General features: G+C 71.5%; 16 protein-coding genes and 1 tRNA gene. 5 read left to right on the forward strand and 12 right to left on the reverse strand.

The features are described from left to right. Positions 1-170: 170 nt before the first annotated feature. Positions 171-1,091, reverse strand: coding sequence for an oxidoreductase (locus G443_RS13705; protein WP_026417449.1), 921 nt, complete (start codon positions 1,089-1,091; stop codon positions 171-173). A gap of 64 nt (positions 1,092-1,155) precedes the next feature. Here G443_RS13705 and G443_RS13710 point away from each other — a divergent pair, with 64 nt between their 5' ends. Then, positions 1,156-1,761, forward strand: a complete 606-nt coding sequence (locus G443_RS13710) for a TetR/AcrR family transcriptional regulator (protein ID WP_016696952.1) — start codon at positions 1,156-1,158, stop codon at positions 1,759-1,761. Between the two features lie 218 nt (positions 1,762-1,979). Here the strand turns inward: G443_RS13710 and G443_RS13715 are convergent, their stop codons facing one another. The 7 genes from G443_RS13715 to G443_RS13745 form a co-directional block, all read right to left on the reverse strand. Beyond that, positions 1,980-2,906 (reverse strand): LysR family transcriptional regulator, encoded by a 927-nt coding sequence (locus G443_RS13715; RefSeq protein WP_026417450.1) that lies wholly within the window; start codon positions 2,904-2,906, stop codon positions 1,980-1,982. A gap of 40 nt (positions 2,907-2,946) precedes the next feature. After that, entirely contained in the window at positions 2,947-3,768 is an 822-nt protein-coding gene (locus G443_RS13720) for an SDR family oxidoreductase (RefSeq protein ID WP_016696954.1), read from the reverse strand. A gap of 984 nt (positions 3,769-4,752) precedes the next feature. Next, a tRNA-Ala gene (locus tag G443_RS13725) sits at positions 4,753-4,828 on the reverse strand. Positions 4,829-4,907: 79 nt separating this feature from the next. Then, complete coding sequence (gene sepX / locus G443_RS13730) at positions 4,908-5,708, reverse strand: divisome protein SepX/GlpR (protein ID WP_030104282.1); 801 nt, start codon at positions 5,706-5,708, stop codon at positions 4,908-4,910. 411 nt (positions 5,709-6,119) lie between these two features. Then, positions 6,120-6,716 (reverse strand): GNAT family N-acetyltransferase, encoded by a 597-nt coding sequence (locus tag G443_RS13735; protein WP_245588677.1) that lies wholly within the window; start codon positions 6,714-6,716, stop codon positions 6,120-6,122. Positions 6,717-6,822: 106 nt separating this feature from the next. Further along, entirely contained in the window at positions 6,823-8,046 is a 1,224-nt protein-coding gene (gene glp, locus G443_RS13740; RefSeq protein ID WP_026417453.1) for a molybdotransferase-like divisome protein Glp, read from the reverse strand. Between the two features lie 41 nt (positions 8,047-8,087). Next, a complete protein-coding gene (locus tag G443_RS13745) occupies positions 8,088-9,011 on the reverse strand; it encodes a UTP--glucose-1-phosphate uridylyltransferase (protein WP_026417454.1) in 924 nt (307 codons plus the stop codon). Positions 9,012-9,087: 76 nt separating this feature from the next. On the opposite strand from G443_RS13745, the gene G443_RS13750 reads away from it, so the two are divergent. Continuing rightward, complete coding sequence (locus G443_RS13750; RefSeq protein ID WP_035291306.1) at positions 9,088-9,684, forward strand: 5-formyltetrahydrofolate cyclo-ligase; 597 nt, start codon at positions 9,088-9,090, stop codon at positions 9,682-9,684. Positions 9,685-9,949: 265 nt separating this feature from the next. Here the strand turns inward: G443_RS13750 and G443_RS25490 are convergent, their stop codons facing one another. Further along, a complete protein-coding gene (locus G443_RS25490; RefSeq protein WP_026417456.1) occupies positions 9,950-10,168 on the reverse strand; it encodes a hypothetical protein in 219 nt (72 codons plus the stop codon). Positions 10,169-10,286: 118 nt separating this feature from the next. On the opposite strand from G443_RS25490, the gene G443_RS13760 reads away from it, so the two are divergent. Continuing rightward, a complete protein-coding gene (locus G443_RS13760) occupies positions 10,287-10,952 on the forward strand; it encodes an SAF domain-containing protein (RefSeq protein WP_051313352.1) in 666 nt (221 codons plus the stop codon). Positions 10,953-11,093: 141 nt separating this feature from the next. Then, positions 11,094-11,531 carry a large-conductance mechanosensitive channel protein MscL gene (mscL, locus tag G443_RS13765; RefSeq protein WP_026417458.1) on the forward strand — a complete coding sequence of 146 codons (438 nt, stop codon included), beginning with the start codon at positions 11,094-11,096 and terminating at the stop codon, positions 11,529-11,531. Positions 11,532-11,632: 101 nt separating this feature from the next. Here mscL and G443_RS13770 read toward each other — a convergent pair whose 3' ends face one another. Continuing rightward, positions 11,633-11,815 (reverse strand): hypothetical protein, encoded by a 183-nt coding sequence (locus G443_RS13770; RefSeq protein ID WP_026417459.1) that lies wholly within the window; start codon positions 11,813-11,815, stop codon positions 11,633-11,635. A 273-nt stretch (positions 11,816-12,088) separates the two neighbouring features. Here G443_RS13770 and G443_RS13775 point away from each other — a divergent pair, with 273 nt between their 5' ends. Continuing rightward, positions 12,089-12,295: an antitoxin gene (locus G443_RS13775; RefSeq protein WP_035273279.1), complete on the forward strand. Its 207-nt coding sequence runs from the start codon at positions 12,089-12,091 to the stop codon at positions 12,293-12,295. A 308-nt stretch (positions 12,296-12,603) separates the two neighbouring features. Here the strand turns inward: G443_RS13775 and G443_RS13780 are convergent, their stop codons facing one another. Beyond that, positions 12,604-13,104 carry a MogA/MoaB family molybdenum cofactor biosynthesis protein gene (locus G443_RS13780; RefSeq protein WP_103057001.1) on the reverse strand — a complete coding sequence of 167 codons (501 nt, stop codon included), beginning with the start codon at positions 13,102-13,104 and terminating at the stop codon, positions 12,604-12,606. Between the two features lie 188 nt (positions 13,105-13,292). Next, on the reverse strand, positions 13,293-14,918 hold the full coding sequence (locus G443_RS25060; protein WP_269808355.1) for a S1C family serine protease: 1,626 nt from the start codon (positions 14,916-14,918) through the stop codon (positions 13,293-13,295). Between the last annotated feature and the right edge of the window lie 9 nt (positions 14,919-14,927).

Genomic DNA, 14,927 nt, shown 5'->3' on the forward strand with positions numbered 1-14,927 from the left:
TCCCCGTTCCCGGCGGGAACGGAGCACCCGCGACCGGCCTCTCCCCCGCCGGGGCGAGGCGCGACCGGCGCGCACCCGGCGGGAACTCCATCCCAGCTCCACCGCCGGGCCCTGAGCACGGGCCTGCCAGCGAGCCCGAGACCTGCCGGGAGGCCACGCTCGACCCCGGCTCAGGCCTCCGCCTCCGTCCGGGGCACGCCTTCGAGCCGCCGCCGGGGAAAGGTGACCCCGGTCAGCTCCTCGGACACCGCCCACAGGCGGCGGGCCAGCTCGGTGTCCCGCGCCCGCGCCGAACGACCGACCAGCTTGGGAGCACCGCGTCCCTCCAGGAAACCGCTCGGGCCGGCGTAGGCGCCGCCAGGGACGTCCGCCACGGCCGCGTACAACGTGGGCAGCGCGCCGTCCTCGACGCTCTGCGTGACCAGGTCCGTCACCGCGCGCAGCGCTCGGTCGAGGACCCGCCGCTGGCCGTTGTTCCGGAGCAGGCTGGTCGCGGCGAGACCGGGGTGCGCGGCGGTGGCGAGCACCGGCGATCCGACCTCGGTGAGTCGCCGCTGGAGCTCCGAGGTGAACAGCAGGTTGGCGAGTTTCGACCGCGCGTACGCGGCCATCGCCCGGTAGGGCCTCCGCTCCCAGTTCAGGTCGCCGAAGTCGATCGACCCCACCCGGTGCGCGTTGGAGGAGATCGTGACGACGCGTCCTCTGACGAGCGGCAACAGCAGGTTCGTGAGGGCGAAGTGCCCGAGGTGGTTGACCCCGATCTGGGACTCGAAGCCGTCGGCCGTGCGGGTCATTGGCGGCATCATGATGCCGGCGTTGTTGACGAGGATGTCGACGGGCTCGGTGACCCCGTCCGCGAACGCGCGGACCGAGGCGAGATCGGCGAGGTCGAGCCGGCGGACCTCGACGGTGCCGCTCATCGCGGCGGCGGCCTCCCGGCCCCTGCCCTCGTCGCGGACGGCGAGCACGACCCGGGCGCCGCTGGCGGCGAACACCTGGGCCGCCGCCCGGCCGATCCCGCTGTTCGCCCCCGTGACGACCACGGTCCGGCCGGCCATGGGAGGAACGTCCGACGCACTGAATGTTGTCATGAGCTACAAAGTAGCCACTGGAAACAATGTCGTCAACGGAAACACGGTTCGCTACCCTCGGGGCGTGCCAGCCACGACCCCCGAACGCCCCTACCACCACGGGAACCTCCGCGCCGCCCTGCTCGACGCGGCCGAGCGCTCCCTGGCCGAGCACGGCTCCGACCAGCTGTCCCTCCGTGACCTGGCCAGGGAGGTCGGCGTCAGCCACGCCGCACCCCGCCGGCACTTCCCCGACCGCCAGGCGCTGCTGGACGCGCTCGCCGAAGCGGGGTTCGCCCGCCTCGACGCCGTCCTTCGCACCGCCCTCGCGGCAGCCGGCGACGGCTTCCCGGCACGTCTGCGCGCCGCGGCGACGGCCTACACGCGCTTCGCCACCGAGAACGCCGCACTGCTCGAACTCATGTACACCAGCAAGCACCGACCGGGCGCGCGACGGGTCGTCGACGCGGCGGCCGCACCGTTCACACTGCTCAACAGCCTGATCGTCCAGGGGCAGGACCAGGGCGCGCTGGAGGCGGGGGACCCCGAACGCATCGGCATCGTCCTACTCGCCACCCTCCAGGGACTCGCGACCTTCGCCAACGGCGACATCGTCGAACCGGAACTGCTCGACGACCTCGTGGAAGCCGCCGTCGACCGCTTCCTCCGAGGAACGCGCCCCACTGGGTGAGCCGGGCGTCCCGGCGGCGGCGCATCAGGTCGCGGTGGGCCCGGCGGGAACGTCAGAGACACATGCACCCCCGACCAGGTCGAGACGTGCCCGCCACCGCCTGGTTTCACCACCACCCGGACCGAGGAAGCGCGTTGCTCCGACGGTGCGAGGTCGGAGCGCGGGAAGACCGCCCGACCTGCGTGGCGTGTGCCCGGGTGCCGATCCTGCTCGTCGGATCACGAGGGTGGCTCGGTCGCCTCGGCCGGGGTGGGGAGCCCGTCGCGAACCGCGCGGATGAAGGCGCTGGCGGCGGCGGAACGGTCTCCGTCCGTGACCAGCAGGGTTTCGCGCCGTCGCACGAACGCGGTATCGCGAACACGCACCCACGTCACTCCCCGGGGCACGGTGCCAGCCGCCAGGCCGGGCAGGACGGATACGCCGAGACCGGCGGCGACGAGACCCAGGCGTGTCTGCCAGCTTGGCGTCCCGTAGCCGATGGTGGGATGGGCAAGCGTCGGCCACGCGCCGAACTGCGGTTCGTCCTCCTTGCTCGTACCGACGATCCACACCTGGTCAGCGAGGTCGTGGGTGTCCACCTCGTCCCGCTCGGCGAACGGGTGATCGATGCTGACCGCGACGCCGAGTCCGCTGCCGGTGCGGACCGCCTCGGTGCGCAGGCCGGTGAAGTCGTAGTCGGGCAGCCCGTCCCCGACGGCCACCACCGCGACCTCGATGCGCCTCGCCCGTAGCCTGCGCATCTGAGTGGGGCTGCCGGATTCCCAGAGCCGCACCGTCAACGCCGGGTGAGCCGCGCGTAAGCGTGCGATGGCCTGGGGCAGGAGCGCGGCGGCGGCCGTCGGATAGGCCCCCACGACCAGCCGGCCCGCGATCCGGTCCCGCAGGCCGGCCACCTCCAGTTCGGCCGCCTCCAGGTGCGCGAGGACCTTCCTGGCGTGCCGTAGGAGGATCTCACCGGCCGCGGTGGGTTGGACACCGCGCGCCCGCCGCTCGAACAAAGGGCTTCCCACCGCGCGTTCCGCCGCGCTGACCTGCCGTGACACGGCGGACTGCGTGTAACCCAACGCCTCGGCGGCCGAGGTGAAGGATCCTCGTCGAGCGACTTCCACCACCACGCGCAAGCCAACGAGCGTCACCTCGGACATGTCAGCAAGTATCCGCTCCAGTGGCGGCGGATTCCGCTCATCACCGGGTGCGTTCCTCGTCCGCCGCACGGGAGGAGTCCCGCTGGCTCTCCAACGAAGCGAGTCGTCGCCGCACGGTGGAGGTGACGGCGTCGTAGGCATCCGAGTTCAGCAGCAGCCGCAGGGGCGGGTTACCGGACGTCACGGCCTCGATGATCGCGTGTGCGACGCCCGACTGGCTGCCGACCATGCCGTCGACCTTCGGTGTGGGAAAGTCCGCGGGCCCGCCGCGATAGGGCTCACTGACCGGGACCCGTTCGGCCGCGTCGTAGAAACCCGTCCGGACCATGCCCGGCTCGACGAGGACGGTCCTGATCCCGAACGGCTCGATCTCCTGGGCGAGTGCCTCGAAGTAGCCTTCGACTCCCCACTTGCTGGCATGGTAGATCGCGAATCCTGGAAAGGTGATGTGCCCGCCCATACTCGAAAGCTGGACGAGCACCCCGCCACCCTGGTCACGCAGCAACGGGACGCCTCGGCGCGCGACTTGGATCGAGCCGGTGAGATTGGTGGCGATCACGCGCTCGACCTGTGCGTCGGTGAGATCCTCGCCAGCACCGAAGACGCCGTAACCAGCGTTGGACACGATGACGTCGATACGCTCGTGGTCGGCGAACGCCTCCCCGAGTACCTTCTCGATCCGTGCGGTGTCAGTGACGTCCATCTGCCTCCGCCACAGCCGATCACCATGTTCCTCGACGAGGCCGTCGAGCCGCTCGGGCTCCCGAAGCGTCGCGGCGACCCTGTCTCCGCGCTCCAGGACCTGTTCGGCGAGCTCGCGACCGAGACCGCGAGAAGCCCCCGTGATCAACCACGTGGTCATGCTGGTTCCCTGTTCTCTACTCCGCTTTGTGGTGTCGAGTGGAATCCGGCGCGCGATCGCACCGCGTCCACGCCGCGACGGACTCGCCCGACCTTCCTGACCACCACTCCGGTCAACGAGATCAGCGGCCCCACTCCCGACCCGCTCTTCGCTTCGTTCACGGTGCCCGTATCCCCTACCTGGTGGTCACCACAACCCTGCGGGAGAACAGGAATGACGACAAGCGATACCTTCGCACTGCTGCCATGCGCGGCTCGCATACCGACATTCGGCGGTGGACCCGGGACCGACATGCCCTGACCCACCGACGTCGTCACCGCCCCAGCGCGAACATCATCTCAGCAGCCACGCCGAAACGCCTTGGTGTTCCCACACCGGATACCCGGCTCATATTCGCCCGCGCACCGGTGACGACGACGCGGCAGCCTGACCAGCACACCGACCTGGTCAGCCAGCACGAGCATCGACCGAGGGCGAATCGTCTCCAGATAGGACGCGACACTGTCACGATCACCACCATCCATCGGGAGATTCCCGAAGGGGAGGAATGATTCTTCGCGCGCTCATTCCTGAAAGACGACCGGGAATCAGGACACCCTGCCGACGAGGGCGCGTTTCACCAAGGGGAACATTCGCCGCGCCCCCAAACCGAGCCTCGTGCGAACCCTCGTCCACGCGCACAGGGAGCGGTACGGCCGCCGCCCTCGCCCAACATCCAGCTGAGCAGAGGGCGATCCCTGAGCCGGCCCCACATGCCGCGTCGTCGCTACCCACCCGGCTGCGCGACCTGCTCGGGCGACGGAAGCACGGGCCGCCACGATCGTCTGATCGACGAGGACCTCGCATCGCAGAGCACGAACGCACGGCGCCCGCGGTGCTCACCACCACGCCGTCCAGCCCGACACCCAGAACACCACTAAGCCCGCCTCCAGCGGAGACGGGCCTGCTTCGATAAGCGGAGTCGAGGCGCCAGTAGGCCCTCTATGGTGGAGCTGAGGGGAATCGAACCCCTGACCTTCTCGATGCGAACGAGACGCGCTACCAACTGCGCTACAGCCCCATGTTCCGTTGTGCGTCGAAAGCATAGCAGCGCCCGGACGAGGGGGGTGCACCCACCCCCACCCAGCCGGGCGCCGCGCTCACTCCCCGACCGCTCGGCGGTAGTAGGGGTGGTGCGGTACGTCTAACTCGTCGAAGGCGGGGTCGTCGTCGTCCAACTCGACGGCGAAGGCGCCGTGGTGGTTGGGACGCTGCGTGGCGCCGGGGACGTAGCCGGCGACGGAGCCACCCGTCCGCTGTCCGCCCGCGCCCTGGCTCACGCCGCCGACCGGCCGCACGTGGCTGTGGCCCTCGGCGGCACGCCGCTCGGCCTCGGCGATGCGGGCCGCCCGCCGCTGGCGCACGGCCTCCTCGATCCGCACCTGCCTGCGCAGGTAGACGAGGTAGCCGAGCAGCCCGAGGTCGACCGCGCCGTGCGCCCACCAGAGCATGGGCATCGCCGCGAAACCGGCCACCAGGGCGAGCACGACCGCCAGGGTGATCAGCGCCAGCACCACTCGCTGGCGGAACGCGTACTTCGCCTTGGCGACCCTGGCCGCCGCCTCCGGGTCGAAACCCCCCCGCCCCGGTCGGTACCGCCGGCCGGCGCGGACGTCGTCGCCGTTGAGCGACCGCCACTGATCCTCGTCGTTCCCGGGCTCCCCGCCGCCCTCGTCGTCGAGATCGGTGTCCTCGTCCCGCTCCTTCTCCGGCACGCTGAGTTCCTCCTCGAACTCATTCCTGGCGGCGGGCACGGCATCGGCGCTCCGGCCTCGCCGCACCACCCTGGCCGCCAGCTCCGAATCAGCGGTACGCGAGACCTCCCGACGACGTCGCGCGATCATGGGCACGAGCACGACGAGCCACGCAACCGCCAGCCCAACGAATATCAGAGAACTCAACGTGCCTCGCCACCTCCCCCTAGCCACGAACAGCACGCTCCTGCGTTCGTCACGCTAGCCACACCAGTCACACCTACGTCGGAGGCGCGCCGGAATCTCCACGTTCCGCAAGTGTGGGGTTGATCGCCCTGGAGATCATCCACCAGGATCGACAGCAATCGTCGGTGCGCCTTGTCGCTCAGTGACCCATCGAGTGGGTTCCTGCCGCCTCCCGGCGGGGCCTGACTCTGTTGTGGCTGGTCACCGAACCCCTCGCACCGCGCCGCTCGCATCCCGGACTTCTGCCGCGTCGCGTTCGACGACTACCGAGCGCGACCACTCAGCCACGTAATGATCATCGATGGGTGGCGTCTCCGTCAACGGTGAACGTCTTTCGGGTCTGCGGGCGGCGCACCCGGAACGTAGCCAAGATCACGCCAGCCTGGCGCGTCCCTGGGTGACCAGCGCGTGCACCGCGCCCCGGGGCAGGTCCTCGACCGTCACCGCCAGGCACAGGTGGTCGTGCCAACCGCCCTCGACGTTGAGGTACCGGCGGTACAGGCCCTCCCTGCGGAAGCCGACCTTCTCCAGCACCCGGAGGCTGGGCCCGTTGTCCGGGCGAACGGTCGCCTCCAGCCGGTGCAGCCCGGCGGCGTGGAAGGCGTGGTCGACGGCCAGGGCCACCGCGGCACTCGCCACTCCACCACCCACCCGGGTGCTCGCCACCCAGTAGCCCACCCACGCCGAGCACAGCGCCCCTCGGATCACGTTGCCGATGGTCAACTGGCCGACGAACTCGCCGTTCACCGCGATCACGAAGGGCAGCGCGGTGCCCTGCCGCCCCATCCGCCGCAGCGCCCCGTACTGGCTGGGCCAGGCGAGGACCCCGTTGCGCTCCTCCCAGCGTTCGGGGGAACTGGGTTCCCACCGTTCCAGGTGGCCTCGGTCACGAAGCCGGATCGAGCTCCACGCCCCGCCGTCCCGGAGCCGGGGCGGGCGCAGTTCCACCGCCCCGGCGGGCACGATCACCGGGCCGAGCCTCTCCGGCCAGCCCGGGTGCCTGCTGAACTGGGTCGCGCTCAGCGGAGCCCTCCTGGCCTCCGTGCCACCACGCCAGTCACCACCGGGTCCTCCCTCAGCCGCGCTGGGCCAGGAAGCTGACGTGCACGTCCTGGTCCACGCCCAGTTCGGTCACGTCCTCGTCGACGAGGATGAGGCAGTTGGCCTCGGCCAGCGAGGCCAACAGGTGTGATCCACCGGCCCCCAGGGGTTGCACCAGGTACTCCTGGCTGGTGCCGTCCCGGAGCAGCTGCCCTCGGAGGAAGCCGCGCCGGCCCTTGGTGGAGGCGATCGGCGCGAGCAGCCGGGCCGTCACCACCCGGCGGTGCGGGTTGTTCTTGCCCAGGGCCGTCCGGATCAACGGGCGGACGAAGATCTCGAAGACGACGAGCGCGCTGACCGGGTTCCCCGGCAGGAGGAAGGTCGGGACCTTGTCGGGACCGAGCCGCCCGAACCCCTGGGTGGAGCCGGGGTGCATGGTGACCCTGGACTCGTCGATCTCCCCGAGGTCGGCGAGGGCGGCCCGCACCTGGTGCCCGGTGTTCCCGCCGACGCCCCCGGCGATGACGACCAGCTCGGAGAGCAGCAGCCGTCCCTCGACGACCTCGTGCAACCGTCTGGGGTCGGTGCTGACGATGCCCACCCTCGTCACCTCGGCACCGGCGTCCCTGGCCGCGGCGGCGAGGGCGTAGGAGTTGACGTCGTAGACCTGGCCGCCGCCGGGGTTCCGGTCGATGTCGACCAGTTCCTCACCGACGGAGATGATCGACACCCGGGGACGGGGGTGCACCAGCACCTTGCCGCGTCCGACCGCCGCCAGCAGGCCCACCTGGGCGGCCCCGATGACCGCCCCGCGACGGACCGCGACGTCACCGGCCTGGACGTCCTCCCCGGCCCGGCGGACGAAGGCACCCGAGGGCACCGGTTGCCGCACGGTCACCTTCGCCGGGTTCTCGTCGGTGTAGCCCACGGGCACCACCGCGTCGGCCAGGGTGGGCAGGGGAGCTCCGGTGCCGACGCGGACCGTCTGCCCCGGTTGCAGGCGGCGCGGCTGCCGCGACCCGGCGTCGATCTCGCCGATCACCGGCATCAACAGGGACTCCTCCGCGGCGGCCTGCACGTCGACGCTGCGCACCGCGTAGCCGTCCACCGCCGCCTGGTCGAAGCCGGGCAACGCCCGCTCGGCCACGACGTCCTCCGCGCAGAGCAGCCCCTGGGCCTCGGAGATCGCCACCCGCACCGGGGAGGGTCGGACCGCGGCGGCGAGTACCTTCGCAAGCTGCTCGTCTACCGACCTCATCGCCACGAACTCACCGCCACCGTCGTTCAAACGTGACGCGGTCAGTTGGACCGCGTTCCCCCTTCGATCGTGCCCGCGGGATCGGCCACCACGTGACGGAGCCATTCCCGCAGCTCGGGGCCATACTCCGGGTTGGAGAGCGCGAAGTCCACCGCGGCACGCAGGAACCCGCCAGGATTTCCCAGGTCATGGCGTCCGCCACGGTGCACGACGACATGGACCGGATGGCCCTCCGAGATCAACAACGCTACCGCGTCGGTCAGCTGCAGCTCGCCACCGGCACCGGGGGTGATGCGGTCGAGCGCGTCGAAGATGGCCCGGTCGAGCAGGTAGCGCCCGGCTGCCGCGTAGGTCGACGGCGCGTCCTCGGGGGCGGGCTTCTCGACCATCCCGTGCACCCGCAGCACGTCCTCCACACCGGTGTCCTCGACCTCGAACACCCCGTAGGCGGAGATCTGCTCCCGGGGGATGTCGAAGGCGCAGAGCACGCTCCCGCCGAAGCGCTCGCGCACCTCGGCCATCCGGGACAGGACCCCGGTCGGCAGGACGAGGTCGTCGGGCAGCAGCACCGCCACGGCCTCGTCCGAGTCGTTCAGGTTGGGCCTGGCGCAGGCGACGGCGTGCCCGAGCCCGAGGGCCTGCTCCTGGATGGCGACCTCCGCCCTGATCAGCTGGGGCGCCCGGCGCACCTTCTCCACCAGGGCGGTCTTGCCCCGTTCCTCCAGCGTCCGCTCCAGCTCGGGGCGTGGCTCGAAGTGGCGCGCCACCGACGACTTCTCGGGCGAGGTCACGATCACGAGTCGTTCCGCGCCCGCCTCCGCGGCCTCGCCCGCGACGAGTTCGATGGCGGGGGTGTCCACCACCGGCAACAGCTCTTTCGGCACGGACTTGGTCGTCGGCAGGAAACGGGTACCCAGTCCGGCGGCAGGGACGATGGCAGTCTGGAACGCGCTCGTCGGGCTCATACCCGGAGAGCCTAGCCATCCGAGGCGCGCCTCGACTGCGCACGTAACGTGACGCACTGTGACCCGGGCGGATGATGTGCCACCTGAAGGAACCAGTTCGGCCAAGCGGACCTGGCGACGACGGCTACTGGCCGCCCGGCGGGCGGTCCCGCCGGAGCAACGACGGGCGGAGGCGGAGAGGATCACGGCCGTCATCAGTGAGGTGGCCCGCGACAGGGCGGGGACCACGGTCGCGGCCCACGTGCCCTTCGGCACCGAGCCGGGGTCGCTCCACCTGGTGGACGCCCTGCGCGAGGGCGGCTGCCGGGTGCTGCTGCCGGTGGTGGTCGAACCGGACGGTCCGATGCGGTGGGCCGAGTACGGTGGGGAGGCGATGCTGCGCCCGGGCAACCTCGGCGTGCTGGAACCCTCGGGGCCGCTCCTGGCCCCGGAGGCGCTGTCCGAGGCCACGGCGATCCTGGTGCCGGCACTGGCCGTGGACCGGGCCGGGGTGCGGCTGGGGCGCGGCGGCGGTTGTTACGACCGCTCACTCCCGTTGGCCGCTCCGTCGGCGTTGACGGCGGCCGTGGTCCGGGACGCCGAACTCGTGGACCAGCTGCCCCACGGCCCGCACGACGCCCTGCTGACCAGCGTCATCACTCCCGGACGCGGGTTGCTCCACCTCCCCCGGTGACCAGCCGAGGGCCGGGGGGTGTTTGCGCGGAGGCACGACCTTGGCGCATTATCTGTATTGGCACTGTCCCCAGGCGAGTGCCAAATTGATGCTCACGGAGGATACGAACCGTGCCCACCTACCAGTACGCCTGCACCGCGTGTGACCACCGGTTCGAGCAGGTGCAGAGCTTCACCGACCAAGCACTGACGGCGTGCCCGGAGTGCCAGGGCAAGCTGCGCAAGCTCTTCTCCTCGGTGGGGGTCGTGTTCAAGGGGAGCGGTTTCTACCGCACCGACAGCAGGAGCTCCGGCGGCGGGACCGCCGCGAAGAGTTCCTCCTCGTCGAGTGAGGGTGCGACGAAGTCGGGCGACTCCGGTTCCTCCTCGAACTCCTCGTCCTCCTCGAACTCGTCCTCGTCGGACTCCGGCAAGAGCACGGCGTCGAGCGGGTCCAGCAAGGCCGCCAGCACGTCCTGACGGGCACCGGGCTCGGGGACGCTCACCGGCGGTTGTCCCCACCCCGCAGGTTGTCCACAGCTGGCTCCGCTGTCTCCGCCCCCATCGACGCCTTCCTCGTAATCTCGGCCGCGACCAGCGGGTACGAGCGAGAGGAACAGTGACATGCGCGGCGGGACGGGACGTGGGGCCAGCTCTCTCTCCTCCTCGGTCTGGCGACGCTGCCGGGCCGCGCTCCCGCCGTGGTCCGGCCCGCCACGCGCCGTCACCCTGCTCCGGCTCGCCGTGGCCGCCGCGCTGGCCGTGGTGGGCCTCGTGCTCCTCCCCGGGCACGACGTGCCGCATCGCGAGGGGCGAGCCGACACCGTGACCACGCTCGTGGCGGCGACGGACCTCGCTCCTGGCACGCCCGTCGACGTGAGCGCCGTGCGCGGCGCCCAGTTGCCGCCCGAGGCGGTCCCGGCCGCCGCGTTGACCGCGCCGGACCAGGCGGCCGGCCGGTTTCCCCTCGTCCCCGTCCAGGCGGGAGAGGTCCTCACCGAGGCGCGGTTCACGGTGGCCGGGCGTCCCGGCCACATCGCGGTACCCGTCCGCCCGCACGACCCGGCGGTGGTGGACCTCGTCCGCCCCGGAGCCCGGGTGGATCTGGTCTCACTGGATCCGGGTGGGGCTGGACATGTCCTGGCCACGGATGTCACGGTCGTCTCGGTCGTCGACGCCGACGGCGCGGCCACCCAGGGCTCGTTCGTCGTGGTGGCCCTTCCCGAGACGCTCGGCCACCAGGTCGCGGCGGCGACGCTCAGGACGCAGATTACGATCACGCTGCGCTGATCATCCGCTCCCCTGCGTGGTCAAGGGTTGACCCCGTTCGGTGCGCGGGCGATGTTCCCGCCGCGCGCCAGTTGGGCGCGGGATCGGCCTCCCGTCGTGAGCCACCGGACACGACGACACCACCAGAACGAAGGAGGGCCCGTGCTCAAGGGCTTCAAGGACTTCCTGATGCGCGGCAACGTCGTGGAACTCGCGGTCGCCGTGGTCATCGGCTCCGCCTTCACGGCGATCGTGACGGCCGTCACCGAGAACCTGATCCAGCCGATCCTCGACGCGGTCGGCCCGGCGGACGTGGGGAATCTCGGGATCAGGATCGGCACCTCGCCGGACGGCACGCCCATCACCGTCGACTTCGGCGGGGTGATCACGGCCGGCATCAACTTCCTCATGGTCGCGGCCGTCGTCTACTTCATCTTCGTGCTGCCGATGAACAAGCTCCAGGAACGCCGGCAACGCGGCGAGGAGCCGGCCGCGGCGACCCCGACCGAGCTGGAACTGCTGACCGAGATCCGGGACCTGCTGCGCGAGCAGCGGCGCACCGCCGAGGAGGGCGCGGTCCTCGAACGGGACCGGGGCTGACACCGACGCGACCGGGGCCGGTGCGCACGGCGGGAGTCCGTGGACGGCACGCCGGCTCGGAGCGGCACGGCGGGTGTCCCCGCCGGTGCGGGGGTCGCGTGTCACCCGCCGTCGTGGTGGGGTGGCCGGTTCTCCCGGTACCAGTCCTCCGCCGACCGCTCCTGCCAGTAGCGCTCCTGGTCGTCCCGTTCGTCGGACGTCGTGTCGGGGAGGAGTTCTCCGACGACGTCCGCCGGCCTGGTCACCCGCCGCCGACCACGTTCGGGCCTGTCCCGCTCTGCCATGCACGCAGTATCCGTCGGGGCCGCCCCGGTGGGGAAACGACCCCGGGAGCACATGCCCACGGCGGTCCGCTCCGTAGCCGCCGACCGGCGGCACGCTCGGCCATCCCCCGGTTGCCGCGCCGGGCGGCCCTCGCACCGCGTCCGGCGTTCCCGTCCGGGCGCCCTCACCCGCTCGAGCGGCTCACGCGGATCAGCGCTCGGTTGCGGGATGATGAGTGGGTGGGCCGCGCCGCCGCGCGCGTCCCGTCATCTGAGTGTGAGAGGGAGTCATCGATGAACGGTTTCCTGGACAAGGCCAAGGAACTGGCTCAGCAGGCCAGGGAGAAGGCCGCCCAGGGAGTGGACGCCGCCGCGTCCAAGGTCGACGAGATGACCGGGGGGAAGTACACGGAGCACATCGAGAACGTGAGCAACAAGGTCGAGAACGCGCTCGACCCCAACGCGGGCGACGAGGGCCAGAACAAGGACGGGCGAGCCTGACCCGACCTCAGCGCCACGACGCGCGCGGGCCCGCAACGGGCCTCCGCGGTGATGGTGACCCGTGCCCGGCCGGGCGGGGACGGTGATCGTTCCACCGCTGATCGGCGCGCGAGGCCGGGAGCGGGAAGGTCCCGACGTCTGACCGATTCGACACCGCGCCCACCGCCCGGTCAGGTGCGGACGGGCGCGGGAAGCGGGGAGGGGCCGGCCCCGTCAGCGGCCGGCCCCTCCCTCCTCGTTCCGGTCCCCTCGGTCCCTCGTCCTCGTTCCCGTCGAACCGCGTCAGGGCTGGGACGTCCCCGTCGTGATCATGGGGTGTCGAGGCTGGACAGCTCCTCGATCACGTGGGTGACCAGTGGCGTCAACGTGGCCATCCCGTCCCGCACGGCGGCCCGCGAACCGGCCAGGTTCACCACCAGCGTGCTCCCCGAGACACCGACCAGGCCCCGGGAGATGCCGGCGTCCACCGCGCCGGCGGCCAGCCCGGAGGCGCGCAGGGCCTCCGCGATGCCCGGGATCGGCCGGTCGAGGACCCCGAGGGTGGCGTCCGGGGTGACGTCACGGGGGGACACCCCGGTCCCTCCCACCGTCACGACGACGTCCACCCCACCGATCACCGCCGTGTTCAGCGCGTTGCGGATGTCCACGACCTCACCGGCCACGGCCACCGTGCCGTCCACGATGAAACCGGCCTCCTCCAGGAGTTCGGTGACCAACGGGCCGATGGAGTCCCCGTGCTCCCCCTGTGCCACCCGGTCGTCGACGATCACGACGAGGGCTCGTCCCAAGCGCTGCGGGCTACGTTCCATGCGAGTCACCGTAGTGGGCGTGACCGGATCGAAGACCCTGGTGTCCACGATGTCGGTCGCCCAGATCTGGTCGTTCACCATCAACTACCACTCTCCGTAACCCAACGTGGGCAAGTCGCCCGAATCTCCGTCAACCCTCCCCCGAGAGTGAACAGATCTTCCCCGTGGCCCGGCCACGGGCACCGCTCTCACCCCACGGTCTCACTGCCCAGGGTGACCTGGATCTCCCGCTCGTCGCCGCCGCCCTGGTTCCGAACGGTCAGGGTCACCGTCGCACCCGGCTCCTCCGAGCGGACGGCCGCGATCAACGCGTCGCTGCTCTGGATCACCCGGTCGTTCAGCTTGGTGACCACGTCACCCTCCTCGACGCCGGCCTCGGCGGCGGCGCCGCCGGGGATGACCTGCGCCACGTCGGCCCCGTTCTGCCGGGAATCGACCGCCAGTTGCACCCCGAGGACTGCCCGGGTCGCCACGCCGTTCTCCCGGAGCTCGTCGGCGATCCGCCGGGCCTGGTCGATCGGGATCGCGAAGCCCAGTCCCACCGATCCCGCCTGACCGGTGCCCGCGCCGGGGCTGTAGATGGCGGAGTTGATGCCGATGACCCGTCCCTCCATGTCGACCAGGGGCCCACCCGAGTTCCCCGGGTTGATGGCCGCGTCGGTCTGGATGGCGTCGAGGACGGTGGCCTCCGTGCCCTGCTCGCCGCCCGCCCGCACCGGGCGGTCGAGGGAACTGATGATGCCGCTGGTCACCGTGCCGGTGAGCCCGAACGGGGAACCGATCGCGACGGCGTCCTGCCCGACGGAGAGGTCGTCGGAACGGCCGAGTTCGGCGGGGGTCAGGTCGGAGACGCCGCTGGCCTTGACGACGGCCAGGTCGGACGAGGGGTCGCGGCCGATGATCTCGGCTGGCGCCGTGGTGCCGTCCGCGAACGCCACGACGATCTGCCCGCCCTGGACCGCCGGTTCGACCACGTGGTTGTTGGTGAGGATCAGGCCGTCGGAACTCAGGACCACGCCGGATCCCTCACCCGCTCCGCTCTGTCCCCGCACCTGGAGTTGGGTGACGCTGGGCAGCACCTTCTCCGCCACCTGCTGCACGGACCCCTCCGGGGCGTTGCTGGCGTTGCGGGCGGGCGGCTGCTGGTCGAGCGCGCTCACCGAGGAGCCCCCGCCGGCCCGTTCGCTGACGATCCACCCGGTCACGCCGCCACCGACGGCGCCGGCCAGCAGGGCCAGCGCGGCGACCCCCGCCACCAGCCGCCCGGTTCCCTTCCCGCGCCCGGCGGCCGCCGGGCGGTGGTGTTCCGGGTTGTTCCCGAAGCCGTGCTCCGGCACGGGCTGGAACGGACCGGGCTGGCCGCTGCCGCCGTGCGCACCGGAGCTCGCCCCGTACTGGCTGCCCGGGTACTGGTACTGGCCGCCGTGGTGCTGGGCCGAGGACGAGTAGGGCAGCCCGTAGGGCGTGTAGCGCTGGGGGGTCGGTGACTCCTGCTGGCCGCCCGGCCGTTGGTGGCCGTGTCCGGAGGTGTCCTCCCCGTGACGCGGTGGGGCGGGCTCCCAACCGTGCTGTCGAGATCCCCCGTTCGTCCCGCTCTCGGCGGCCGGCGGACCGCCCAGGCCAGCGGTTCCTGGCGCTGACGCCTGCTCGTCCGGACGGTCGTCCGGGCCTCGACCCGAGGGCTGGTGCCCCGCGGCGTCCTCGCTCGGGCTGGGCCGCGACGTGCGATCTGCCTCTCCCCCAGATCCCGCACCCGACGCGGGGTCCGGGGAACGGTCGGGATCGTTCTCCGGCTTCGAGGTCTCATCGCTCATGGGACAACT

The sequence above is a fragment of the Actinoalloteichus caeruleus DSM 43889 genome, from assembly GCF_000429185.2.
Classification (GTDB): domain Bacteria; phylum Actinomycetota; class Actinomycetes; order Mycobacteriales; family Pseudonocardiaceae; genus Actinoalloteichus_B; species Actinoalloteichus_B caeruleus.

Excerpts from the sequence above, each read along its gene's own strand:
- G443_RS13780 (WP_103057001.1), bottom strand. The coding sequence starts at position 13,104 with ATGGAACGTAGCCCGCAGCGCTTGGGACGAGCCCTCGTCGTGATCGTC.
- G443_RS13775 (WP_035273279.1), top strand. The coding sequence starts at position 12,089 with ATGAACGGTTTCCTGGACAAGGCCAAGGAACTGGCTCAGCAGGCCAGG.
- glp (WP_026417453.1), bottom strand. The coding sequence starts at position 8,046 with ATGAGGTCGGTAGACGAGCAGCTTGCGAAGGTACTCGCCGCCGCGGTC.
- G443_RS13770 (WP_026417459.1), bottom strand. The coding sequence starts at position 11,815 with ATGGCAGAGCGGGACAGGCCCGAACGTGGTCGGCGGCGGGTGACCAGG.
- G443_RS13760 (WP_051313352.1), top strand. The coding sequence starts at position 10,287 with ATGCGCGGCGGGACGGGACGTGGGGCCAGCTCTCTCTCCTCCTCGGTC.
- G443_RS13745 (WP_026417454.1), bottom strand. The coding sequence starts at position 9,011 with ATGAGCCCGACGAGCGCGTTCCAGACTGCCATCGTCCCTGCCGCCGGA.
- G443_RS25060 (WP_269808355.1), bottom strand. The coding sequence starts at position 14,918 with ATGAGCGATGAGACCTCGAAGCCGGAGAACGATCCCGACCGTTCCCCG.
- G443_RS13705 (WP_026417449.1), bottom strand. The coding sequence starts at position 1,091 with ATGACAACATTCAGTGCGTCGGACGTTCCTCCCATGGCCGGCCGGACC.
- G443_RS13720 (WP_016696954.1), bottom strand. The coding sequence starts at position 3,768 with ATGACCACGTGGTTGATCACGGGGGCTTCTCGCGGTCTCGGTCGCGAG.
- G443_RS13715 (WP_026417450.1), bottom strand. The coding sequence starts at position 2,906 with ATGTCCGAGGTGACGCTCGTTGGCTTGCGCGTGGTGGTGGAAGTCGCT.